Annotated in this window: 14 protein-coding genes; 8 read left to right on the top strand and 6 right to left on the bottom strand. The window is 76.1% G+C overall.

The window, feature by feature from the left end; translation table 11 throughout:
• Positions 1–133: 133 nt before the first annotated feature.
• A complete protein-coding gene (locus ACZ5GT_RS39700) occupies positions 134–1090 on the bottom strand; it encodes a universal stress protein (protein WP_469036511.1) in 957 nt (318 codons plus the stop codon).
• A 189-nt stretch (positions 1091–1279) separates the two neighbouring features.
• On the bottom strand, positions 1280–4093 hold the full coding sequence (locus ACZ5GT_RS39695) for a cation-translocating P-type ATPase (RefSeq protein WP_469036510.1): 2814 nt from the start codon (positions 4091–4093) through the stop codon (positions 1280–1282).
• Positions 4094–4395: 302 nt separating this feature from the next.
• Here ACZ5GT_RS39695 and ACZ5GT_RS39690 point away from each other — a divergent pair, with 302 nt between their 5' ends.
• The 3 genes from ACZ5GT_RS39690 (at position 4396) to ACZ5GT_RS39680 (ending at position 8285) form a co-directional block, all read left to right on the top strand.
• Positions 4396–5274, top strand: coding sequence for a universal stress protein (locus ACZ5GT_RS39690; protein ID WP_469036508.1), 879 nt, complete (start codon positions 4396–4398; stop codon positions 5272–5274).
• Positions 5275–5300: 26 nt separating this feature from the next.
• Entirely contained in the window at positions 5301–7622 is a 2322-nt protein-coding gene (locus tag ACZ5GT_RS39685) for a heavy metal translocating P-type ATPase (protein WP_469036515.1), read from the top strand.
• 372 nt (positions 7623–7994) lie between these two features.
• The gene (locus ACZ5GT_RS39680) at positions 7995–8285 is read left to right on the top strand and encodes a hypothetical protein (protein WP_469036505.1); all 291 of its coding nucleotides are present in this window, start codon (positions 7995–7997) and stop codon (positions 8283–8285) included.
• Between the two features lie 300 nt (positions 8286–8585).
• On the opposite strand, the gene ACZ5GT_RS39675 is transcribed toward ACZ5GT_RS39680, so the two are convergent.
• A complete protein-coding gene (locus tag ACZ5GT_RS39675; RefSeq protein ID WP_469036502.1) occupies positions 8586–9575 on the bottom strand; it encodes an Acg family FMN-binding oxidoreductase in 990 nt (329 codons plus the stop codon).
• 45 nt (positions 9576–9620) lie between these two features.
• On the bottom strand, positions 9621–9920 hold the full coding sequence (locus ACZ5GT_RS39670) for an SHOCT domain-containing protein (RefSeq protein WP_469036499.1): 300 nt from the start codon (positions 9918–9920) through the stop codon (positions 9621–9623).
• A gap of 183 nt (positions 9921–10103) precedes the next feature.
• Here ACZ5GT_RS39670 and ACZ5GT_RS39665 point away from each other — a divergent pair, with 183 nt between their 5' ends.
• The gene (locus tag ACZ5GT_RS39665; protein WP_469036496.1) at positions 10104–10919 is read left to right on the top strand and encodes a universal stress protein; all 816 of its coding nucleotides are present in this window, start codon (positions 10104–10106) and stop codon (positions 10917–10919) included.
• Positions 10920–11004: 85 nt separating this feature from the next.
• On the opposite strand, the gene ACZ5GT_RS39660 is transcribed toward ACZ5GT_RS39665, so the two are convergent.
• On the bottom strand, positions 11005–13374 hold the full coding sequence (locus ACZ5GT_RS39660) for a glycoside hydrolase family 65 protein (RefSeq protein ID WP_469036492.1): 2370 nt from the start codon (positions 13372–13374) through the stop codon (positions 11005–11007).
• Between the two features lie 69 nt (positions 13375–13443).
• Complete coding sequence (locus tag ACZ5GT_RS39655; protein ID WP_469036513.1) at positions 13444–14319, bottom strand: universal stress protein; 876 nt, start codon at positions 14317–14319, stop codon at positions 13444–13446.
• Positions 14320–14499: 180 nt separating this feature from the next.
• Between ACZ5GT_RS39655 and ACZ5GT_RS39650 the strand changes: the two genes are divergently transcribed.
• From ACZ5GT_RS39650 to ACZ5GT_RS39635, 4 genes are all read left to right on the top strand, one after another.
• Positions 14500–17118, top strand: coding sequence for a bifunctional acetate--CoA ligase family protein/GNAT family N-acetyltransferase (locus ACZ5GT_RS39650; protein ID WP_469036489.1), 2619 nt, complete (start codon positions 14500–14502; stop codon positions 17116–17118).
• Between the two features lie 49 nt (positions 17119–17167).
• Positions 17168–17401, top strand: a complete 234-nt coding sequence (locus ACZ5GT_RS39645; protein WP_324787738.1) for a hypothetical protein — start codon at positions 17168–17170, stop codon at positions 17399–17401.
• Between the two features lie 124 nt (positions 17402–17525).
• Positions 17526–18050 (top strand): universal stress protein, encoded by a 525-nt coding sequence (locus tag ACZ5GT_RS39640; protein WP_469036485.1) that lies wholly within the window; start codon positions 17526–17528, stop codon positions 18048–18050.
• 84 nt (positions 18051–18134) lie between these two features.
• Positions 18135–18644 (top strand): flavodoxin domain-containing protein, encoded by a 510-nt coding sequence (locus ACZ5GT_RS39635; RefSeq protein WP_469036481.1) that lies wholly within the window; start codon positions 18135–18137, stop codon positions 18642–18644.
• Positions 18645–19341: the final 697 nt, after the last annotated feature.

Genomic DNA, 19341 nt, shown 5'->3' with positions numbered 1-19341 from the left:
TCGCTCGTAGAAGAAGTGGACCCCCTCCTCGCGCGCGGGGGGTGCGGGACAGAACGGGGTCTCCCCGGAAGGGGGGGGGGGGGGGTCCCGGGGTCCCCCCCCCGGGACCCCCCCCGCTCGCACCGTGCGGCCGTCAGCCCTCGCGGTCCGCGGTGGGGACCACGACACCCTTCGGGGCGGCGGCACCGTTCGGGGCGGCGCCGTTCGGGGTGCGGACCACGGCGACTTCCGCGCCCTCGCGGTCCGCGGTGGGGACCACGGCGCCGGTCGGGGCGGGGACCACGGCGACGGGGCACCGCGCGTGCCGCAGCACCGCGCGTCCCGCCGAGCCCCGCACCGCCTCCGCGACCCGGCCGCGGCTGCGCGCGCCGACCACGACGAGCTGGGCGCCGGCGGTCGTCTTCTCGACGGCGGCGCCGGTCCGGCCCCTGCTCCGCCGCAGGCGCACGGTGACGTCCGGGTGCCGCTGGCACAGCACGGACAGGGTCGCGGCGCGGTGGGCGGACTTCGTGCCGTCCACCGGCCCGAACGGCACGTGGGGCAGCCGGCCGTCCACGTTCAGGACCACCAGGTCGACACCCCGCTCGGCGGCCTCGGCGAAGGCGAAGGCGGCCACCGCCCGGCCGGCCGTCGAGGCGTCGTCGACCAGCACGACGGGGCCGCCGGGCTGCGGCGTTCCGCGGACCACGAGCACCGGACAGGAGCCGTGCGCGGTCAGCCGTCCGGCGACCGAGTCGCGCGCCGGCCCGCCGAACCGCCCCGGGTGCGCACCGCCCACCACGGTGAGCGTCGCGTGACGCGACTCGCTCTCCAGCACCGTCGCGGCCTCGCCCACCAGGACCTCGCTCGTGATCGGCAGGCCGGGGGCGACCCGGCGGGCCCGCTCCTCGGCCAGGCTCAGCGTCCCGTCCGGCCCGGCGCCGTCCGGGTCCCACGGCGGCACGCCCGCCGGCCCGGGGTCCGAGGGCCATGCGACGGCGTACGCCAGCTGCAGTCCCACCCCGCGCCGGTCGGCCTCCCACGCCGCCGCTTCGACGGCGGCCAGGCTCGACGGAGTGCCGTCCACCCCCACCAGGACCGGTTCACGCATGGCAACTCATCCCTTCTCCGTGCGGGCCCGGTCACGGCGGCCGGGTACCGCGGGCGGCAGCGTCCGCGCGGCCGGGCCCTCGTCCGGCGGCCCGGCCGCGGCGGGTCGCGCCTGCCGCCTCCAGCCTCGGACCGCGGTGCCGCCTTCCGCGTTGGGCCGTACGGTCCCGGGCGCCCCACCGACCGGCCCTCAGCCGGCGGCCGGGCGCCGTGCCTGGCGCGGGCCCACGGCGCGCACGAGCAGTTCGACGGCCAGCACGGTGGAGGCGGTCAGCAGACACAGGGCCCACTGCGCCGCCCCGAGCGGCACGGTCCCGAACAGGTCGCGCATCCACGGCACGTGGACGGCCGCCACCTGCACGGCGACGATGCCGGCCAGGCACAGCCACAGGGTCCGGTTGCGCAGCTGGTGGCGGCCCAGCACGGGCCCGTCGTCCGCGCGGGCGTTGAGCGAGTTGAACGGCTGGAAGAGGACGAACGTGGTGAACGCCATGGTCAGCGCGGTGTCCGTGCCGTAGGCGGAGCGGGCCGCGGCGAGCAGGACGATCGTCCCGAGGGCCATGACGGCTCCGGCCCGGCCGATGGCGCGGAGCCGGCGGGCGTCCAGGATGCGCTCCGCCGGATCGCGCGGCGGGTGCCGCATCACGTCGTCGCGGGCGGGGTCCACGGCCAGCGCCATCGCGGGCGGTCCGTCCATGATGATGTTGACCCACAGCAGCTGGGCCGTCGTCAGCGGCGCGGGCAGCCCGGCCAGGGAGGCCCCCAGCAGCGTCAGGATGGCGCCGATGTTGGTGGCCAGCTGGAAGCGCACGAACTTGACGATGTTGGCGTAGATGGCGCGTCCCTCGCGCACGGCCCGCACGATCGTGGAGAAGTCGTCGTCGGTGAGGACCATGTCGGCGGCTTCCTTGGCCACGTCGGTGCCGGTGCGGCCCATGGCCACCCCGATGTGGGCGGCCCGCAGCGCCGCCGCGTCGTTGACGCCGTCACCGGTCATGGCGACGATGTGGCCCCGGCTGGACAGTGCCCGCACGATGGCGACCTTGTGCTCCGGGGCGACCCGGGCGAACACGCCGATGTCCTCGATGCGCGCGGCCAGTTCGCCGTCGGTCATCCGGTCCAGGTCCGCGCCCGTCACCACCTCGCCGCCGAGACCCAGTTCGCGGGCGACGGCCGCCGCGGTGTCGGCGTGGTCCCCGGTGATCATCTTGACGGCGACGCCCGCCGTGCGGCACAGCGCCAGCGCGTCCCGCGCCTGCGGCCGGGGCGGGTCGGCGATACCGGCGACCGCCGTCAGCGTCAGCCCGCCCAGCCCGCCGCCGCCCCGCGCCGCGGGTGCGCCGTCCAGCACGGCGCCGGCCGCCCCGAGGACCCGCAGGCCCCGGCCGCCCAACCCCGCGGCGGCCGCGAGGATCTCGCTCCTGCGCCGGTCGTCGAGGTCGCGTACGCCGTCGTCGGTGAGGACGCTGTCGCACAGCGGCAGCAGCACGTCCACGGCGCCCTTGACCTGGACCAGGGTGCGTCCACCAGGTCCGCCGGGTTCGGCGGGTTCGGCATGGAAGGTGGCCATGTACTTGGCGGCCGCGTCGAAGGGCACCTCGCCGGTGCGCGGCCGGCGCGCGCGCAGCCCGTCGACGTCCACCCCCGCCTTCACCGCCAGCACCGCCAGCGCGGCCTCGGTGGGGTCCCCGACGGGTCCGCCGTCGGCCAGGCGGGCGTCGTTGCACAGGGCGAACGGCATCACCGCCGCCCGCAGCGCTTCGGCACCGGAGCCGGCACCCGAGCCGGCGTCGCGGTCACGGTCACGGTCGCGCTCACCGCCGTCGCCGCCGTGCGGGCGGAGGGCGCCCGCGGTGTCGTAGCCCTCGCCCGTGACGTCGTAGAAGCGGCCGCGGGTCCACAGGGTGCGCACGGTCATCTCGTTGAGCGTCAGGGTGCCGGTCTTGTCGCTGCACACGACCGTCGCCGAGCCGAGGGACTCCACCGAGGCGAGGCGCTTGACCACGGCGCCGCGGCGCGCCATGCGGTACACCCCCAGCGCGAGGGTCAGGGCGAGGACGGCGGGCAGTCCCTCGGGGATCGCGGCGACGGCCAGCGCGACGGCCCGCAGCGCGATGTCCCCCGGCGACTCGCCGCGCAGCAGCGAGATGACGGCGTAGGCGACGACCGCGACGCCGCTGAGCAGCGCCAGCCGCCGGCCGAGGCTGTCCAGCTGGACCTGCAGCGGCGTGGGCGGTTCGGTGCTGGTGCGCAGCGACTCGGCGATGGCGCCGAGTTCGGTGCGCATGCCGGTGGCCGTGACGATCATCTCGGCGCGGCCCCTGGTCAGCGAGGTGTTCATGAACAGCTCACCGGTGCGCTCGGCGAGCTGCACCGGGGCGTCCGTCCCCTCTCCGACCACCGCCAGGTTCTTGGCGACGGGCTGCGACTCCCCCGTCAGGGCCGCCTCGGCCGCTTCCACGGACTCCGCGACGACCAGCCGTCCGTCGGCCGGCACCCGGTCACCGGCCTCCAGCACCACCACGTCGCCGGGGACCAGGTCCGCCGCGTCCACCAGCCGCTCCCGGCCGTCGCGGCGGACCCGGGCGGTGGGCACCAGCATCCGGTGCAGCGCCTCCAGGCTGCGTTCGGCGCGCCGTTCCTGCAGATAGCCGAGCACGGCGTTGATCTGCAGCACGACGGTGATCACCACGGCGTCCTTGACCTCGCCGACCGCTCCGGCGACCACGGCCGCGATCAGCAGGACGCCGATGAGCCAGTTGCGGAACTGGTCCAGGAACTTCAGCCACTCGGGCCGCCGGGCCGGTTCGGCCAGCCGGTTGGGCCCGCAGGCGGCGGCCCGGCCGGCGGCCTCGCGGGAGCCGAGTCCGTCGGCCGGGTCGACGCCGAGGCGTGCCGCGACCTGCCGGGGCGTCAACCGGCAGGCGCCGGGCAGCCCGGCGGAGGACACCCCCGGGAAGGGGGGCCGGACGGGCTCGGCCGTCGCCGGCTCGTTCACGGTCATGACGGCGAACCGTCCGTCCCCGCCGCAGCCGGACCGGTCATCGCAGGCCTCCCTCGTGGTGGGTCCCGGAGGCCGTCGCACGGCGTGCGGCAGTGCCCGGGGCCCGGCGTCGTCGGCCGGGCGGCCCCCGGCTCACTCCTACGCGTCCCACCCTCCGTCCCGCGCCGCCGCGCCGCAGTGGGCCGTACGGGCCCGAAGAGCACACCGACCGGCCCTCCCGGGCGGATGCCCCTGGTACGACCCTGAAATCGGGGAATCACGCGCGGCAGCGCTGCCCCGGCTGTCCGAGTGGGAGGTGCGCCATGACCAGTCGTCCCGTCGTCGCAGGGCTCGACGGTTCGCCGGCGAGCGTGACGGCCGCCTGGTGGGCCGCGCGCGAGGCGGTGGACCGGGGGCTGCCCGTCCTGCTGCTGCACTCCTGGACCACCCAGCCGCTCGACGTGCCCATCGCCCAGGAGGCCCTGAGCAAGCAGCGGTACGGCGGGCAGGTGCTGCAGCGCACCGAGACGGAGCTGCTGCACCGTTACCCCGACCTGTCGGTGACCACCGAACTGGTCTCGGACCCGGCCGCGAAGGCGCTCCTGGAGCTCAGTGAGAACGCCGCCATGCTGGTGCTCGGCTCCCGCGGGCTCGGCTCGGTCACGAGCTTCCTGCTCGGCTCCATCAGCCTGCACGTCCTCGCCCTCGCACAGTGCCCGATCGTGACCGTCCGGGCCGGTGACCCGGCCGTCGAGGAGGGGTGGGAGCACCCCGCGGCGAGCGAGCGGGACGAGATCGTGGTGGGGGTGCAGGAGTACGGCCCCGCCTCCGACGCGCTGCTGGAGTTCGCGTTCGGCGCCGCCCAGACCCACCGGTGCGCGGTGCGGGCGGTGCACGCACTGCCGCCCGAGTCCCCGCTGCCTCACCCGCACGGGGCCGCCGTGCTGCACGAGACGGAGGAACACGCCCGGCTCACGGCGGTGCTCGCCCCGTGGCGGGAGAAGTTCCCGGACATCCGCGTGCTGGAGCACATGGCGCAGGGCTCCGCGGCCCAGGTGCTGCTGTCGGCCTCCGAGCACAGCCGGCTCACCGTGGTCGGGCGCCGCCGGCACCCGTCCCACCTCGCCTGGAAGCTCGGGCCGGTCGCGCACGCCGCCCTGCACCACGAGCCGTGCCCGGTCGCCGTCGTCCCGCACGACTGACGGCCCGGGGAAAGATGAAGGAGCACATGATGCCGGGGACACCGCTACGCCGCACGCTGGTCTCGCTCCGGCCTCCGGGGCTGGAACCGCTCCTGCTGGCCGTCACGGCGGCGGCGCTGGTGGCCGGCGGTCTGCTCCGGCTCCTCGGCATGCCGGACCTCGCCGACCTGTCCTGGGCCGTGGGGACCGTGGCGGCCGTGGTGCCCGCGGTGGTGTGGGTGGTGGACGCGCTGCGGCACGGGCGCGCGGGCGTGGACGTCATCGCGGTGCTGGCGCTCGGGGGCACGCTGGCCGTCGGCGAGTACCTGGCCGGTGCGCTGATCGCGCTGATGCTCGCCACCGGACGCACCCTCGAGGCGGCCGCCCAGCGGCGGGCCTCCCGTGACCTGCGCGCCCTGCTGGAGCACGCGCCCCGCAACGCGCGGCGGCGCACCGGCAGCGAGGTGCGCACGGTGCCGGTGGCCGAGGTGGAGGTCGGCGACCTGCTGGTCGTCGGCCCAGGCGAGGTGGTCCCCGTGGACGGCCGGGTCGTCGGCGATCCGGCCGTCCTCGACGAGTCCGTGCTGACCGGCGAGTCCCTGACCGTGCGGCGCCCCGAGGGCGAGACGGTGCGCAGCGGCGCGGTCAACGCGGGCGGCGCCTTCGAGCTGCGGGCCACGGCGACCGAGCGGGACAGCACGTACGCGGAGATCGTGCGGCTGGCACAGCAGGCCGGCGCCGAGTCCGCTCCGTTGGTCCGGCTGGCCGACCGCTACGCGGCCTGGTTCCTGCCGCTGTCGGTGGCGGTCGCGGCGCTGGCCTGGCTGGTGTCGGGGTCGGCGGTGCGGGCGGTGGCGGTGCTGGTGGTCGCCACGCCGTGTCCGCTGTTGCTGGCGGCGCCGGTGGCCGTCGTCTCCGGCCTGTCCCGCGCGTCCCGCCTCGGCGTGGTGATCCGCGACGGCGGGGCGCTGGAGAACCTCGGCCGGGCCCGGACCCTGCTGCTGGACAAGACCGGCACGCTCACCGGCGGGCGCCCGCGGGTGCTGGACGTGGTGGCGGCGCCCGGGTGGCAGCCGGCCCAGGTGCTGCGGCTGGCCGCCTCGCTCGACCAGTACTCCCCGCACGTCCTCGCGGAGGCCATCGTCGGCGCGGCCCGTGCGCGGGGGCTGCACCTGTCGGTGCCCTCGGACATGACCGAGGAGCCCGGCACCGGGGTCACCGGCGTCGTGGCGGGACGCCGGATGGCCGTGGGCCAACTCGACGAGCACGCCGAACGGCCGGACTGGGCGCGGGCGGCGGACAACCGGGCGCTGCTGGACGGGGCGGCCGTGGCCTGGCTGAGCGTCGACAAGCACCCGGTCGGCGCCGTCCTGCTGCGCGACCCGGTGCGGCCGGACGCGCCGCGGACCCTGCGCAGGCTGCGCGCGGCCGGGCTCGAACGGCTGGTGATGCTCACCGGCGACCGCGCCGAACCCGCCCGTGAGGTCGGCGCCGTGCTCGGCCTCGACGACGTGCGGGCCGGGCTCACCCCGGCCGGCAAGGTCGCCGCGGTGCGGGCCGAACGGGAGTCCGCGGTGACCGTGATGGTCGGCGACGGCGTGAACGACGCGCCAGCGCTGGCCGCCGCGGACATCGGCGTGGCGATGGGCGCCCGCGGTTCCACCGCCTCCTCCGAGGCCGCCGACATCGTGCTGACGACGGACCGCGTGGACCGCCTCGCCGACGCGGTCGCCATCGCCGTACGGTCCCGGCGGATCGCCGTGCAGAGCGCGCTGGGCGGCATGCTGCTGTCGCTGGCCGCCATGGCCGCGGCCGCCTTCGGGCTGCTGCCGCCCGCCGTCGGCGCGCTGCTGCAGGAGGGCATCGACGTCGCGGTCATCCTCAACGCCCTGCGCGCGCTCCGCGACGACCAGGCCGAACGGCCGCAGCTGCAGCCCGCCGCGGAGGCCCTCATCCACCGGTTCGCGGCCGAGCACGACGACCTGCAGGACGTCCTCGAGGCGGTGCGGGACGCCGCCGACCACCTCGCCGACGGCGCCGGTCCACGGTCCCTGGTGCCGGTGGCCGAGGTGCACCGGCTGCTGACCGAACGGCTGCTGCCGCACGAGTACGCCGAGGAGCACGAGCTGTATCCGGCGCTGGCGCCCGCGCTCGGCGGTCCCGAGGCGACGGCCACGATGAGCCGCGCCCACGCCGAGATCGAACGCCTCTCGCGGCGCATCGCGACCCACCTCGCGCTGGCCGGACCGGACGGCACGCTCGCCCCCGAACAGCTCGACGACCTGCGGGCCAGCCTCTACGGCCTGCACACGGTCCTGCGCCTCCATTTCACCCAGGAGGAGGAGAACTACTTCTCCCTCGCCCGCTGACCATCCCCGGAGTGACGGTGCCGGCGCCTCCGGCCCACCGCGGCAGCTCGACGTCCGCCGCGGGCCGGTTGGCCGGACGTCTACGACGCCGGCACCGACGCCCGCATCGACGTCCGGTGCGACTCCGGCCGCGACCGGCTCCTCGACGCGCCACCCGCGCCGCGCTGACCTGGAGGGATGCCGCGCACCGCATCCACCGCACGTCTGTCGGTCGAGTCGGGCCCGGCCGCCACGGGACGGGTCGAGGGCCCGGTGGGCCGTACGGGGGGCCGGTCGGCCCATGCCGCACCGGCTCCGGGACCCGCAGGATGGCGACATGCCCTGTCCGTCGCCGGCCGTGGACCGCCGGCAGGACCTCCGGAGGTGGTTCCCATGAACGCGCTTCCCTCCCGCCGGTCGGACCGGCGCCCCGCGACCCTGCTGCATCTGCCGTGCGCCGAACGCACCGTGGGCGTGGAGGCCGCGCTCGTGCTGCCGACGGTGATGGTGCTGGTCGTGGAGGACGCGTGCGCCGTGATCGCGCTGCGGGACTGGCAGCGCCGCGAACCGTCCCGACGGCACCCGCTGGCCCGCCGCCGCTGGCGCCTCGAGGGCGAGCGGCTACGGGCGAAGAAGGCCCGCATCAAGGAGCTGGCCGCGCAGTCCCTGGACACCCCGGACTGACCACCCCCGGCCCACCACCCGACACACCGGATCCGCACTCACCCCGTCGGCAACAACCGGCCGTCAGGCCGAGCGGACGGGGGTCTGCCGTGTCGGCGGCAGGCCAAGGCCCTGGGAACGCGCGCGGGTGTCACCGACCGGCTCGGGGCGATTCAGTAGGCACCGTCGGCCGGCTGGCCGCGGCCACGCTGCCGTCGGTACGAAGTTTCCCGCCCCCGGTGCCCAGGGCACGGGCACCCGCCCCCGGTGCCGGGGCGCCGGCGACGAGGGCGGGGGCGGGTGGCCGGGGCGGGAGGGGCGTCACTCGATGTCGAGTACCTCGGGGACTGGGCGGCGGGGGCTCGCCACGCCTGTGGGGCCGTAGCCCAGGCGCAGGACCATCTGGACGAAGCCCATCGCGGAGACGGGGTCCCGGGCCAGCTCACGCAGGTCGCGCTGTTCCAGGGAGTGGGAGCTGAGGGACGTGGCCAGTCCGTGCAGCGTGGCGAGCAGCAGCACCCGCTCCATCGCCTGGCCGGCGCGCAGCCAGTCGGCCCTGCGGTCGTTGGTGGTGCCGAGCAGGGCCAACTGGGGCACGGCCTCGAAGACCGCAGCCGTCCGGCCGGGGACGGGGCGGCGGCCGGCGAAGTCCCGTACCGGGGCCCGTCCGTCCGACTTCCTCGGGCCGAAGGCGTAGTCCGGGATCCCGTCGACGGCCGCTTCGGCCTCCTGCGGCCCGATGCGGGTCCAGTGCTGGATGTCCTCGAACCGCTCGGGCCGTACGCTGTCGCGGCCCTCGACGTCACGGACGTGGTCGAGCAGCGCCTCCACGTGCCAGACGTCGGGGAAGGCCAGCTGCGCGCCCTCCTTCCGGGCGGCGTCGCACAGCGCGTCCGCAACCTCCCTGGGGATCGGCTGCTCCGTGAAGGGGTGCCGGCTGGTGTGGCGCCGGCCGATCGCCGGGAACAGCCGGGCCAGCTCGCGGTCCGGGCCGCCGGTGCCGGTGAGGCGCACGGTGGCGTAGAGGTCGGGGTCGGCCGGGCTGGGCAGCAGCCGGGTGTCCACGTCCCAGCCGGCGTGGGCCGCGGCGACGCGCAGGTTGAACAGGGCGGCCGCGCAGCCGAGGCACAGCGCGCGGTTGTCGGGGTCGGTGTGCGTCATGGCGCGGCCGAGGTCGGGGCGCAGTTCGAAGGTGCGCGTGGCGGCGACGTACCGGAAGCGCCACGGTTGCGCGTTGTGCATCGAGGGGGCGGCCGTCGCGGCTGCCACCAGGTCCGTGATGGTGGTCGTGTCAATGGGTTGCGCCGACATGGCGCACCTCCCCTCGCAGGAGGCCGGGGCGGCCGGTGTCGCGGGTCAGTGTTTGCTGAGGGTGGGGCCGTCCGCGCGCAGCACGCTCAGCCGGCGCCGGTACTCCTCCTCGTCGATCTCCCCGCGGGCGAACCGTTCGGCGAGCAGTTGCTCGGGCGATGTCTTCGCGGGCGGGTGCGGGGGCTTGGGAGTCCGGCTCACCGCGCGGTAGACGACCACCGCGACGACGATGAGCAGGGCCCACATCAGGACCATGCCGACCGACCCGGCGGACCAGGTCCAGCCCGACATGCCGTGCCGGTTCCAGTACATCACGGCCGCCACCTCCCGTTCGTGCGGTGCCACGCGCGGCGGAGCCCGCCTCTTTCGGCGTGCGTACCGCCCCTGATGGCCAGCCTCCCCGGCCCGTCGGCGGGCGGGTAGGGGCCGCCGGCACTCGGCACGGGACCATCCGGCCCATCCTCGGCGGCGTCGCCCGAGCCACGCCGGCATGGAGGGGGACGGAACGCCGGGCTGGAGGCCGACGCCATGAAGCAGGTGATCGTCGTCGGGGTGGACCGGTCGGCGCGCAGCCGCCCGGCCGTGGAGTGGGCCGCGCGGGGAGCCGTACTGCGCGGCCTGCCGCTGTGTGTGGTGCACGTGGGGCCGCCCGCCGGGCCGGACGCGCCGCACCCGGAGGCCGTGGCTGCCGCTCTCGCCGCCGCCCGGTGCCTGACGGTGGCGGTGGAGAGCGTACGGCTGACCGGCGAGCCCGGCGCCGTCCTGCTGGAACGGGGTGCGGACGCGGCGATGACGGTGCTCGGCCTGCGCGGCGAGGGCAGGCGCACCGGGCTGACGCCGGGCTCGACGGCCCGGGTCGTCGCCGGCGCCGCGCGGTGCCCGGTCGTGCTGGTCCCGGCCGGGCCGGCCCCGCGGCCCCCGGACGGCCATCCGTACAAGATCCTGGCGGCCGTGGACGCCGACGATCCCGCGGACGGCGCGATCGACTTCGCGTTCGACACCGCGCGGCTGCACGGGGTGCGCCTGAACGCGCTGTACGCCGGGCCGCCTCCGCTGCGTGCGCCCGGGCCCACGGAGCGCGCGACGGCGGCGGCGCGCCGCGCCGCGCGGGCGGAGCGGGAACTGCGGCTGCTGACTCGGGCACTGCGGCCCTGGCGGGCGAAGTACCCGGCCGTCCGGGTCTTCGAGGACGTCGTCCTGTTCGATCCGGCGCAGGCGCTGATCCGGACCTCGCACCACGCGGACCTGCTGGTCGTGGGGCGCGACGGCCGGGGCGGGCTCGGCCCGGTCGCGTACGCCGTCGCCCGCCACACCGCCTGCCCGCCGGCCGTGGTCTCGGCCTGACCGCGCGGCCCGCTGGCCGTGGTCCCGGCCTGACCGCGCGGCGCTCTCGCCGTCGTCCCGGCCCGACCGGCCGGTCGGCCGGCGGTCAGCCGAGGAGTGTCAGGCGGCTGGTCTCCCCCGGTTCCAGCCGCACCGCGCGGTCCGGCAGCCGCACGTCGATCGGGGACTCCTCGGAGGACGGCACGATGATCTCCATCTGCCCGCGCTGCAGCCGCAGCCCCACGCCCCAGTGGCCCTGGTAGCGCATGGCGAACCCGTACGACGACAGCTCCGGCAGCGGCACCGGGTCCAGCCACAGCGCTCCGCTCCTGGTCTCGAGGCCGGTCAGGCCGCGCTGGACGAGGTCGAGGGTGCCGGCCATGGCGCCCAGGTGGATGCCCTCGCCCGTGGTGCCGCCCTGCACGTCGGCGATGTCGCCCTGCAGGGCCTCCTGGCAGAACTTCCACGCCTCCGACCGCCGGCACCGGGCCAGCACCCAGCCGTGCACCAGACCGCTGAGGGTGGAGCCGTGGCTGGTGCGGCTCAGGTAGTAGTCGACCGTGCGGATCCAGGTGTCCTCGTCGAGCCGCAGCCCCAGCCGGTGGAACAGGCCGCGCAGTTCGGCCGGGGAGAACAGGTAGCCGAGCATCAGCACGTCGGCCTGTTTGGACGCCTGGTAGCGGTTGACGCTGTCGCCCTCCGCCTCCAGGATCCGGTCCAGGCGGCGGATGTCGCCGTAACTCTCGCGGTAGCCCTCCCAGTCGAGTTCGGTGAGGTTGCCGTAGCCCTCGAACTGGCTGATGACGCCCTCGTGGAAGGGCACGTGGAGGGTGCGGGAGACGTCCTCCCACTGCTCCAGTTCGCTGCCGTCCAGTCCGGTGCGCTCGACGAGTTCGCGGCGGCGCGGCTCGGGCAGGGCTTCCACCAGCTCCAGGGCGCGGCTGAGCACCCAGGCGGCCGTGACGTTGGTGTACGCGTTGTCGTCGAGGCCGGGCCGGGTCGCGTCCGGGTAGGCCTCGTGGTACTCGTCGGGGCCGACGACACCCCTGATGCGGTGGCGCCGCAGCCCCTCGTCGTAGACGGCCGCGTCGGCCCAGAAGCGGGCGACCTGCAGCAGCATCTCGGCGCCCTTGGTGTGCAGGAACTCGGCGTCGCCGCTGGCCTCGCAGTACTGCCAGACGTTGTACGCGATCGCGGAGCCGACGTGGTGCTGCAACCGCGAGTGGTCGGGCAGCCAGCGTCCCGAGCGGGGGTTGAGGTGCAGTTGCTGGGTCTCCTCCCGGCCGTCGCTGCCGCTCTGCCACGGGAACATCGCGCCCCGGCGGCCCGCGTCCCGGGCGGCGGTGCAGGCCTGTTCGAGGCGCCGGTGGCGGTAGCGCAACAGCGAGCGGGACACCTCGGGGAAGTGCAGGTTGAGATACGGCAGGACGAACAGCTCGTCCCAGAAGACGTGGCCCCGGTACGCCTCGCCGTGCAGTCCCCGGGCGGGCACGCCGACATCGAGTTCGGCGGTGTGCGGCGAGAGCGTCTGCAGCACGTGGAACAGGTGCAGGCGCAGGACGCGGCCCGACTCGCCGGGCACGTCGAGGTCGGCCCGGCGCCACAGCTGGTCCCAGGCCGTGAGGTGGTCCTCGACCAGGGCGTCGAACCCGGGGGCCCGGCCGACCCGGTGGGTCGCCGCGTACAGCGGGTCGCTGATCGCGGGGTCGCGGGAGGTGTGCAGCGCGACGGTCTTGTCGATGACGACGGGCCGCCCCTCCGCCAGGTGCAGGCGGACCTCCTGGACGGCCCGCCGCCCCTCGTGCCGGACGGTGGCGGGTGCGTCGGCGGTCAGCCGCGCGGCGATGCCGATGCGGATGTCGGAGGTGCGGGTGCGGCAGCGCAGCCAGACCGTGTCGGTGGTGGCGTTGCCGGTATGCACGTGGATCAGGTGGCGGCCGTCGAGGTCGCGGTAGCGGGCCACTCCGCTGTTGGTGACGTTGGCGTCCAGGGCCGCCTCGACCTGGAGTTCGCCGGAGAAGCCCTCGGCCGTGAACTCGGTGCGCAGCGCGCCGAGGTGCGGGTCGGCCATGTGCGCCAGCCGCTGCTGACGCACCACCAGCACCCTGCCCTCGCCCAGACCGTAGCGGGTCCACCGCTCCAGCAGGCCGGACGTCAGGTGCAGCAACTGCCGGTGGTCGAGGACCTTTGCCGTGTCGGGGGTGAGCCACTGCCCGCCGTCGACGCGGAAGCGCAGCGGCAGCCAGTTCGGCACGTTGACCATGTCCTCGTTCTCGACCCGGCGTCCGGCCACCTCGGAGGTGAGCCGGTTGTAGCAGCCGGCGATGTAGGTGCCCGGATAGTGCACCTCGTCGGCGGTGCATTCCGGGAGGGTCCCGCGGGTGGCGAAGTAGCCGTTGCCGAGGGTGCACAGGGACTCCCGGAGCTGTTCGTCCATGGGGTCGTAGCCCTCGTACTCCCAGATGCCGTCCGTCACTCGACCCGTCCTCTCCTCGCCTTGCCTGACGGTGCGTACTGCGGTGCCGGGCGCGGACCGGCCGCCCGGTCACGCCCGTTGCGGCACCACGGCCACCGGGCAGGCCGCGTGGTGCAGCAGCGTGTGCGCCACCGTCCCCAACTGCAGGCCGTGGTGGCCGTGCCGGCGCCGCGCGCCGATGACCACGAGGTCCGCGGCGGCCGAGCGGTTCACGAGTACCCTCCGGGCCGGTCCTTCCACCGTGTGCCGGCGCAGCCTCGGCCCGAGTCCTTCCGCCGCGGGCCGGCTCAGCAGGTCGTCGAGGAGCGCGGAGGCGTGCTGCTCGTGGTCGTACGCGGCTTCCCCGGCCGGCGGGCGGCGGTCGGCGGTGCCGGGCGCGGGGCGGCGCCAGGCGCGTACGACGTCCAGGGTGCAGTCGCGTGCCAGCGCCTCGCGGAAGGCGAAGCCGGCCGCCTCCCCGGCCCGGGCCGGGTCGTCGGCGCCGAGCAGGATCCGCTGGTGGGTGCCGTGGATGCCGGCCTGGTCGCCGCGGACCACGATCACCGGGCAGCTGGCGCGTGCGGCGACGGTCAGGCCGACCGAGCCGAGCAGCAGGCCGGCCAGCTCCCCCCGGCCCCGTGAGCCGGTCACCACCGCGAAGGCGTCCCGTCCGGCCCGCAGCAGCGCGGCCGCCGGGTCGTCGGCGACCACGTCGGCGTGGATCTTCACCCCCGGGTCGCCGCGGCGGGCGCGCTGCACCGCGGACGCGACGGTGTTCTCCACCGTCACCTGCTCGAACGAGTCCCGCGCGACGGCGGACGGCACGGCGGGCTCGTAGCGCTCCCACAGGGAGGCGTACACCAGGCGCAGCGGCAGGGCGTGCCGGGCCGCTTCGCGCACCGCCCAGTCGAGCGCCTCCAGGCTCGCCTCCGATCCGTCGACACCTACGACCAGCGCCGCCTCCATGGTGTCCACCGCCTTTCGCCGGACGTCGCGGGGTCCCGGCCGCGGGCCCCCACGGTCACTGTCGCATCGCCCAGGGGCCGCCGCAGGGGGACGTTCGGCCCAGGCGGCTGCCCGTTCAGCCCCTGGGGTGCCCGCGGGCGTGGACCGGAGACTGAGGACGAGCCGGGGAGAAGGTGCGCCATGGCCGAGGTCCAGCAAGCCCCCGTGCACGCGCTGCTCACGGACGGGACCATCGTTCGCATCAGGCCGGCGGGCCCCGCCGACCGCGGTGGCGTGCTGCGGCTGTGCGGACAGGCGCCGGCCGGCGAGCCGCCGTGGTTCCCCGGCCGTCGGGCCCTGGTCGCCGAGCATGCCGGCCGCCTCCTCGGGGTGGCCGCCTGCGGGGAGCCGCGCGAGGGCACGGCGGCGGAGCTGTTCCTGGCCGTGGACGACGACTGGCGGCACCGCGGCGTCGGCACGCTGCTCGTGGAGCACCTCGCGGACGCCGCCCGCGCCGACGGCGTCACCGCCTTCACCGCGGACTCGCTGTGTGACGACCACGGACCGCTCGCCCTGGTGCGGGACCTCGGCCTGCGCGACACCCGGAGGGCCGACGGCCCCCGGGTGCGCTGCACGATCGACCTCGCCGAGACCGAGGACTACCTGCGCGCCGTGGACGCCCGCGGCCGGCTGGCCGACACCGTCAGCCTGCGGCCGCTGCTGCGGCCCCGCAGCGTCGTGGTGATCGGCGCGGGCGGCGGCCCCGGGTCGGTGGGGCGCGCCATCCTGCGCGACATCCGGACCCGGTCCTTCGCCGGGCGCCTGTACGCCGTCGACCCGCGGGCCACACTGCTGTGCGGGGTGCCCGCCCGGCCGGCCGTGGACCGGCTTCCCGAAGTGCCGGACCTCGCCGTCGTCGCCGTGCCCGCGCCGGACGTGCCCACCGTGGCGCGGGAGTGCGGCGAGGCGGGCGTGCGTGCCCTGCTCGTCGTCTCCTCGCACCTGGACGCCGGGCAGACCGGCGCCCTGCTGGACGCCTGCCGCCGTCACGGCATGCGGATGGCCGGCCCGCACGCCCTGGGCCTGGCCAACACCGAGGACGGGGTCCGGCTGGACGCCACCTTCGCCACCCACGCGCCCGGCCCCGGCCCGGCCGGGGTGGCCGTGCAGTCCGGCGGGGTCGGCATCGCGCTGCTCGACGGGCTGACCCGGCTCGGTATCGGCGTGTCCACGTTCATCTCGCTCGGCGACAAGTACGACGTCAGCGGCAACGACATGCTCCAGTGGTGGGAGGACGACGGGCGGACCGGCCTGGCGCTGCTGCACCTGGAGTCCTTCGGCAACCCGCGCGCCTTCTCCCGTACCGCCCGCCGGGTGGCCCGCCGGATGCCGCTGCTGACGGTGGACGCCGGCCGTTCGGAGGCCGGACGCCGCGCCGCCGCAGCGCACACCGCCGCGGCGGCCGCCCGCACCGTGACCCGGCAGGCGCTGTTCACCCAGGCCGGCGTCACCGCCGCCCGTTCCCTCGGCGAACTGCTGGACGCCGCCGCCCTGCTGCACGCGCAGCCGCTGCCCCGGGGGCCGCGGGTCGCCATCGTGGGCAACGCGCGCGGCGCCGGCGTCCTGGCCGCGGACGCCTGTACGGACGCCGGGCTGACCGTGCCCGAGCTACCGGCCGCCGTGGCCGGCGAACTCCTCCGGCTGCTGCCCGAGGGCGCCGACGCCCGGAACCCCGTGGACGCGACCGCGTCCGTCGGCGAGAAGCAGTTGCGTGACTGTGTCGACCTGCTGGCCGGCCACGCCGCGGTCGACGCCGTCCTGGTCGGTCTGGTGCCCACCGCGGTCGCCGCGGCGACCGGCGACGACCTGGTGCGCGCGGTGACCGCCCCGGGGGCCCGCCCCCGCCCGGTGGTCGCGGTGCTGCCCGCCCAGGCGGCCCGGGTGGAGCTGCTGCCCACCTGCGGCGGGGGCGGCGTGCCCGCGTACTCCGACGCCCAGGACGCGGCCCGCGCCCTGGCCCACGCGGTGCGGCGGGCCGCCTGGCTCGCCCAGCCGGCCAGTCCGGTACCGGCGCTGCCGGACGTGGAGACCGGGCGGGCGCGGACGATCGTCGACGCGTTCCTGGAAGAGAATCCGGAGGGCGGGCTGCTGGACCCGCGGACGACCGCCGCGCTGCTCGGCTGCTACGGGGTTCCGCAGATCCCCTGGGCCTGGGCCCGTGACGAGGACGAGGCGATCGCCGCCGCCGAACGGCTGACGGGCGCCGACGGCCGGTTCGTGATGACGGCGTACGGGCCGGGGCCGGCACACCTCGGTGCGGACCGGGCCGTCGGTCTCGACCTGCGCGACACCTCCCGGCTGCGGGCCGTCCACCGGGAGTTGGTGGCCCGCTTCGGCGACCGGCTGACCGGCGTGGTGGTCCGGCCGCTCGCCGGACACGGCACCGAACTGTCGGCCCGGGTGGTGCAGGACGACGTGTTCGGGCCGCTGGTGCTGCTCGGGCCCGGCGGCACGCCGGCCGGGCTCCCCGGCGACCGGGAGGGACGGCTCGCCCCGCTCACCGAACGGGACGCGCGCGAACTGATCACGTCGGCGCGGTGCGCGCCCGCGCTGTTCGGGGGCGACGGCGGCCCGGCGCCCGACGTGGAGGCGCTCGGGCACCTCCTGCACAGGCTTTCCAGGATGGCCTGCGACCTGCCGCAACTGGCGGAGGCGGACCTCGATCCGCTGCTGGCCGGGGCGGACGGCGTCCTGGCCGTCGAGGTCCGCGTACGGCTCGTGCCGCGCCGCGGCAACGATCCCCATCTGCGCAGGCTGTGACACGCACCGGCGCGGATGAAGCAGGGAAGAAGCACGAAAGAAGGCGGTCATGTTACCTCTCGTCCTGGTCGGTGTGGCGGTGTTCGGCGCCTGCCTGGTGTTCGGCTACAGCTCGTTCGTCGTCGGCTTCGTGCTGATGGTGGTCGGTGTGCTCGGCCTGCTGATGTTCCTCGCGACCCCGGGCATGGTCCGGCGTCCCGGCGAGCACGGGACGGTCATCGAGGAGCGTCACTACCTGGGTGACTACGACGAGCACCGGGACCACCGCCACCACCGGCCGTGATCCGCGTCCTTCGCCCGAGGGACCGAGAAGGGGCCGACCGGCGCGCGCGAGTGCCGGTCGGCCCGGATCCCGCGCCGCCGCGCCCCGGGCAGCCTGGAAGTCCAGGCCACTCTTGGAGGCAGTCATGACCGAAAGCGCCATCGCCGACGTCATCGTGGTCGGTGTCGACGGGTCGGAGGGGTCCCTGGCCGCCCTGCGCTGGGCCGGGGAACAGGCCCGTTCCCCGCACACCGAGGTCGTCGCCGTGCACGCCTGGGAGCCGGCCGCGGAGCGGTACGCGCCTTACGCTCCGGCGTCCGCCTGCCCCACGGCGGCCGAACAGCGCGACCGGGCCGCCCAGCTCCTCGCCTCGTGCGTGCGCGAGGTGTTCGGCCCGCGCGTCGGCCCGGCCGTACGGGCCGTCCTGGTACAGGGGCCGCCCGCGCGGGTACTGCTGCAGCAGGCGCGCGGCGCGCGGCTGCTCGCCCTGGGGCACGAGGCCCACGGCCAGTGGGAGCGTCCCGCCGCGGGCGCGGTGGGCCGCGAGTGCCTGCGGTACTCCACGGTCCCGGTGGTGACGGTGCCCGCGCCGGTCCCCGTCCGGTCCGGGCACCCGCTCGAGCCGGCTCCGGCTCCGGCACCAGCACCGCGGCCGGTCGTCGTCGCCTGACGCGGCAGCGGCCGGGGGCCGAAGGACGGAGACCGGAGGACGGAGGACGGAGAGCGGAGGACGCAGGCCGGACGGGAGGTCGCCATGGATGTTCTGGTGGGATACGCCACCGCTCACGGCTCGACGCGCGAGATCGCCGCGCACCTGGCCCGGCGGTTGGGCCGGGCGGGGCTGAAGGCCGAGGCGCGGGACCTGGCGGTCGTGGACGACGCGGACGCCTACGGGGCGTTCGTGCTCGGCAGCGCCGTGCACGGGCAGGCGTGGCTGGAACCGGCCAAGGCGTTCCTGCGCGCCAACCTGGACGTGCTGGCCACGCGGCCGGTGTGGATCTTCAGCGTCGGGATGCCGGCCGCCCTGCGCGGTCCGTGGAAGCGCATGGGGCCGCAGGAGGAGCCACTCATCGTGCGGGCTCTGCCGAGGGAAGTGCCCTACCGCGGTCACCGGCTGTTCTCGGGTGTCGTCCGCCCCGCCCAACTGCCCCTGGCCGGGCGAGTGGTGTTCCGGCTGATGGGCGGCCGGTTCGGCGACTTCCGCGACTGGGACACCATCGACCGCTGGGCTGCTGGAATCGCCGGGGAACTCACGCACGGCTGACGGCGGGCGCTGCGACGCGGAGCGGGTACGGCGTGGAACAGGTGCGGCGTGGAACGGGTGCGGCGTGGAACGGGTGCGGCGTGGAGCCGGTGCGGATCCACGGCGGCTCGACGGGTACGCGACGGCCGGCGCCGCGCCCCGCCGCCTCCCGCCGCTCAGCAGCCGACGGCGGTACGGTGACCGGCGCCCGTCGGCAGGCCGGCAACGCCCCGGACCGGGAACCTGCTGCCGGTGACCGTGCCGAAACCACCCCGGAAGCCGAGCGGTGGTGGCCGCGGTGGTCATGATGTCGCTCTGCTCGGGTGATCGGGGCCGATCGGCCCTGGTGGGCGCGTGATTGGCGTGGTGTGCTGGAGGTGACGGGAAGGACCCGGCGAAGACGCGGAGCAACGGTCCTCGTGCCGCGCACCGCGCAATCAGGATCCGCGAGAAGCGGATGGGTCCTTCCCGCCTTGCTGTGCTTCGGCCTCGGGTCGGTGGACGGTCTCGTCCGCCACCCGGTCCACGGACGCGGCTGCCTCTGCCGCGACGGCCCGGACCGAGCCCGGCCGACGAGATGCCGACGGCCCCGACGACGTGGGGGGGGGGGGGGGGGCCCAACCACCGCGGGGGGGGGGGGAACCGCTCCGTGTCCCCCCACGCCGCGCCACCTCCATGCACGAAAAACGCCCCCAACCGCGGAGCCCCCCAGTATCGT

The sequence above is a fragment of the Streptomyces sp. NPDC031340 genome (genome assembly GCF_055569945.1).
Note: the sequence above shows the minus strand (reverse complement) of the source record. Positions and strands in the feature narration are given on the sequence as shown.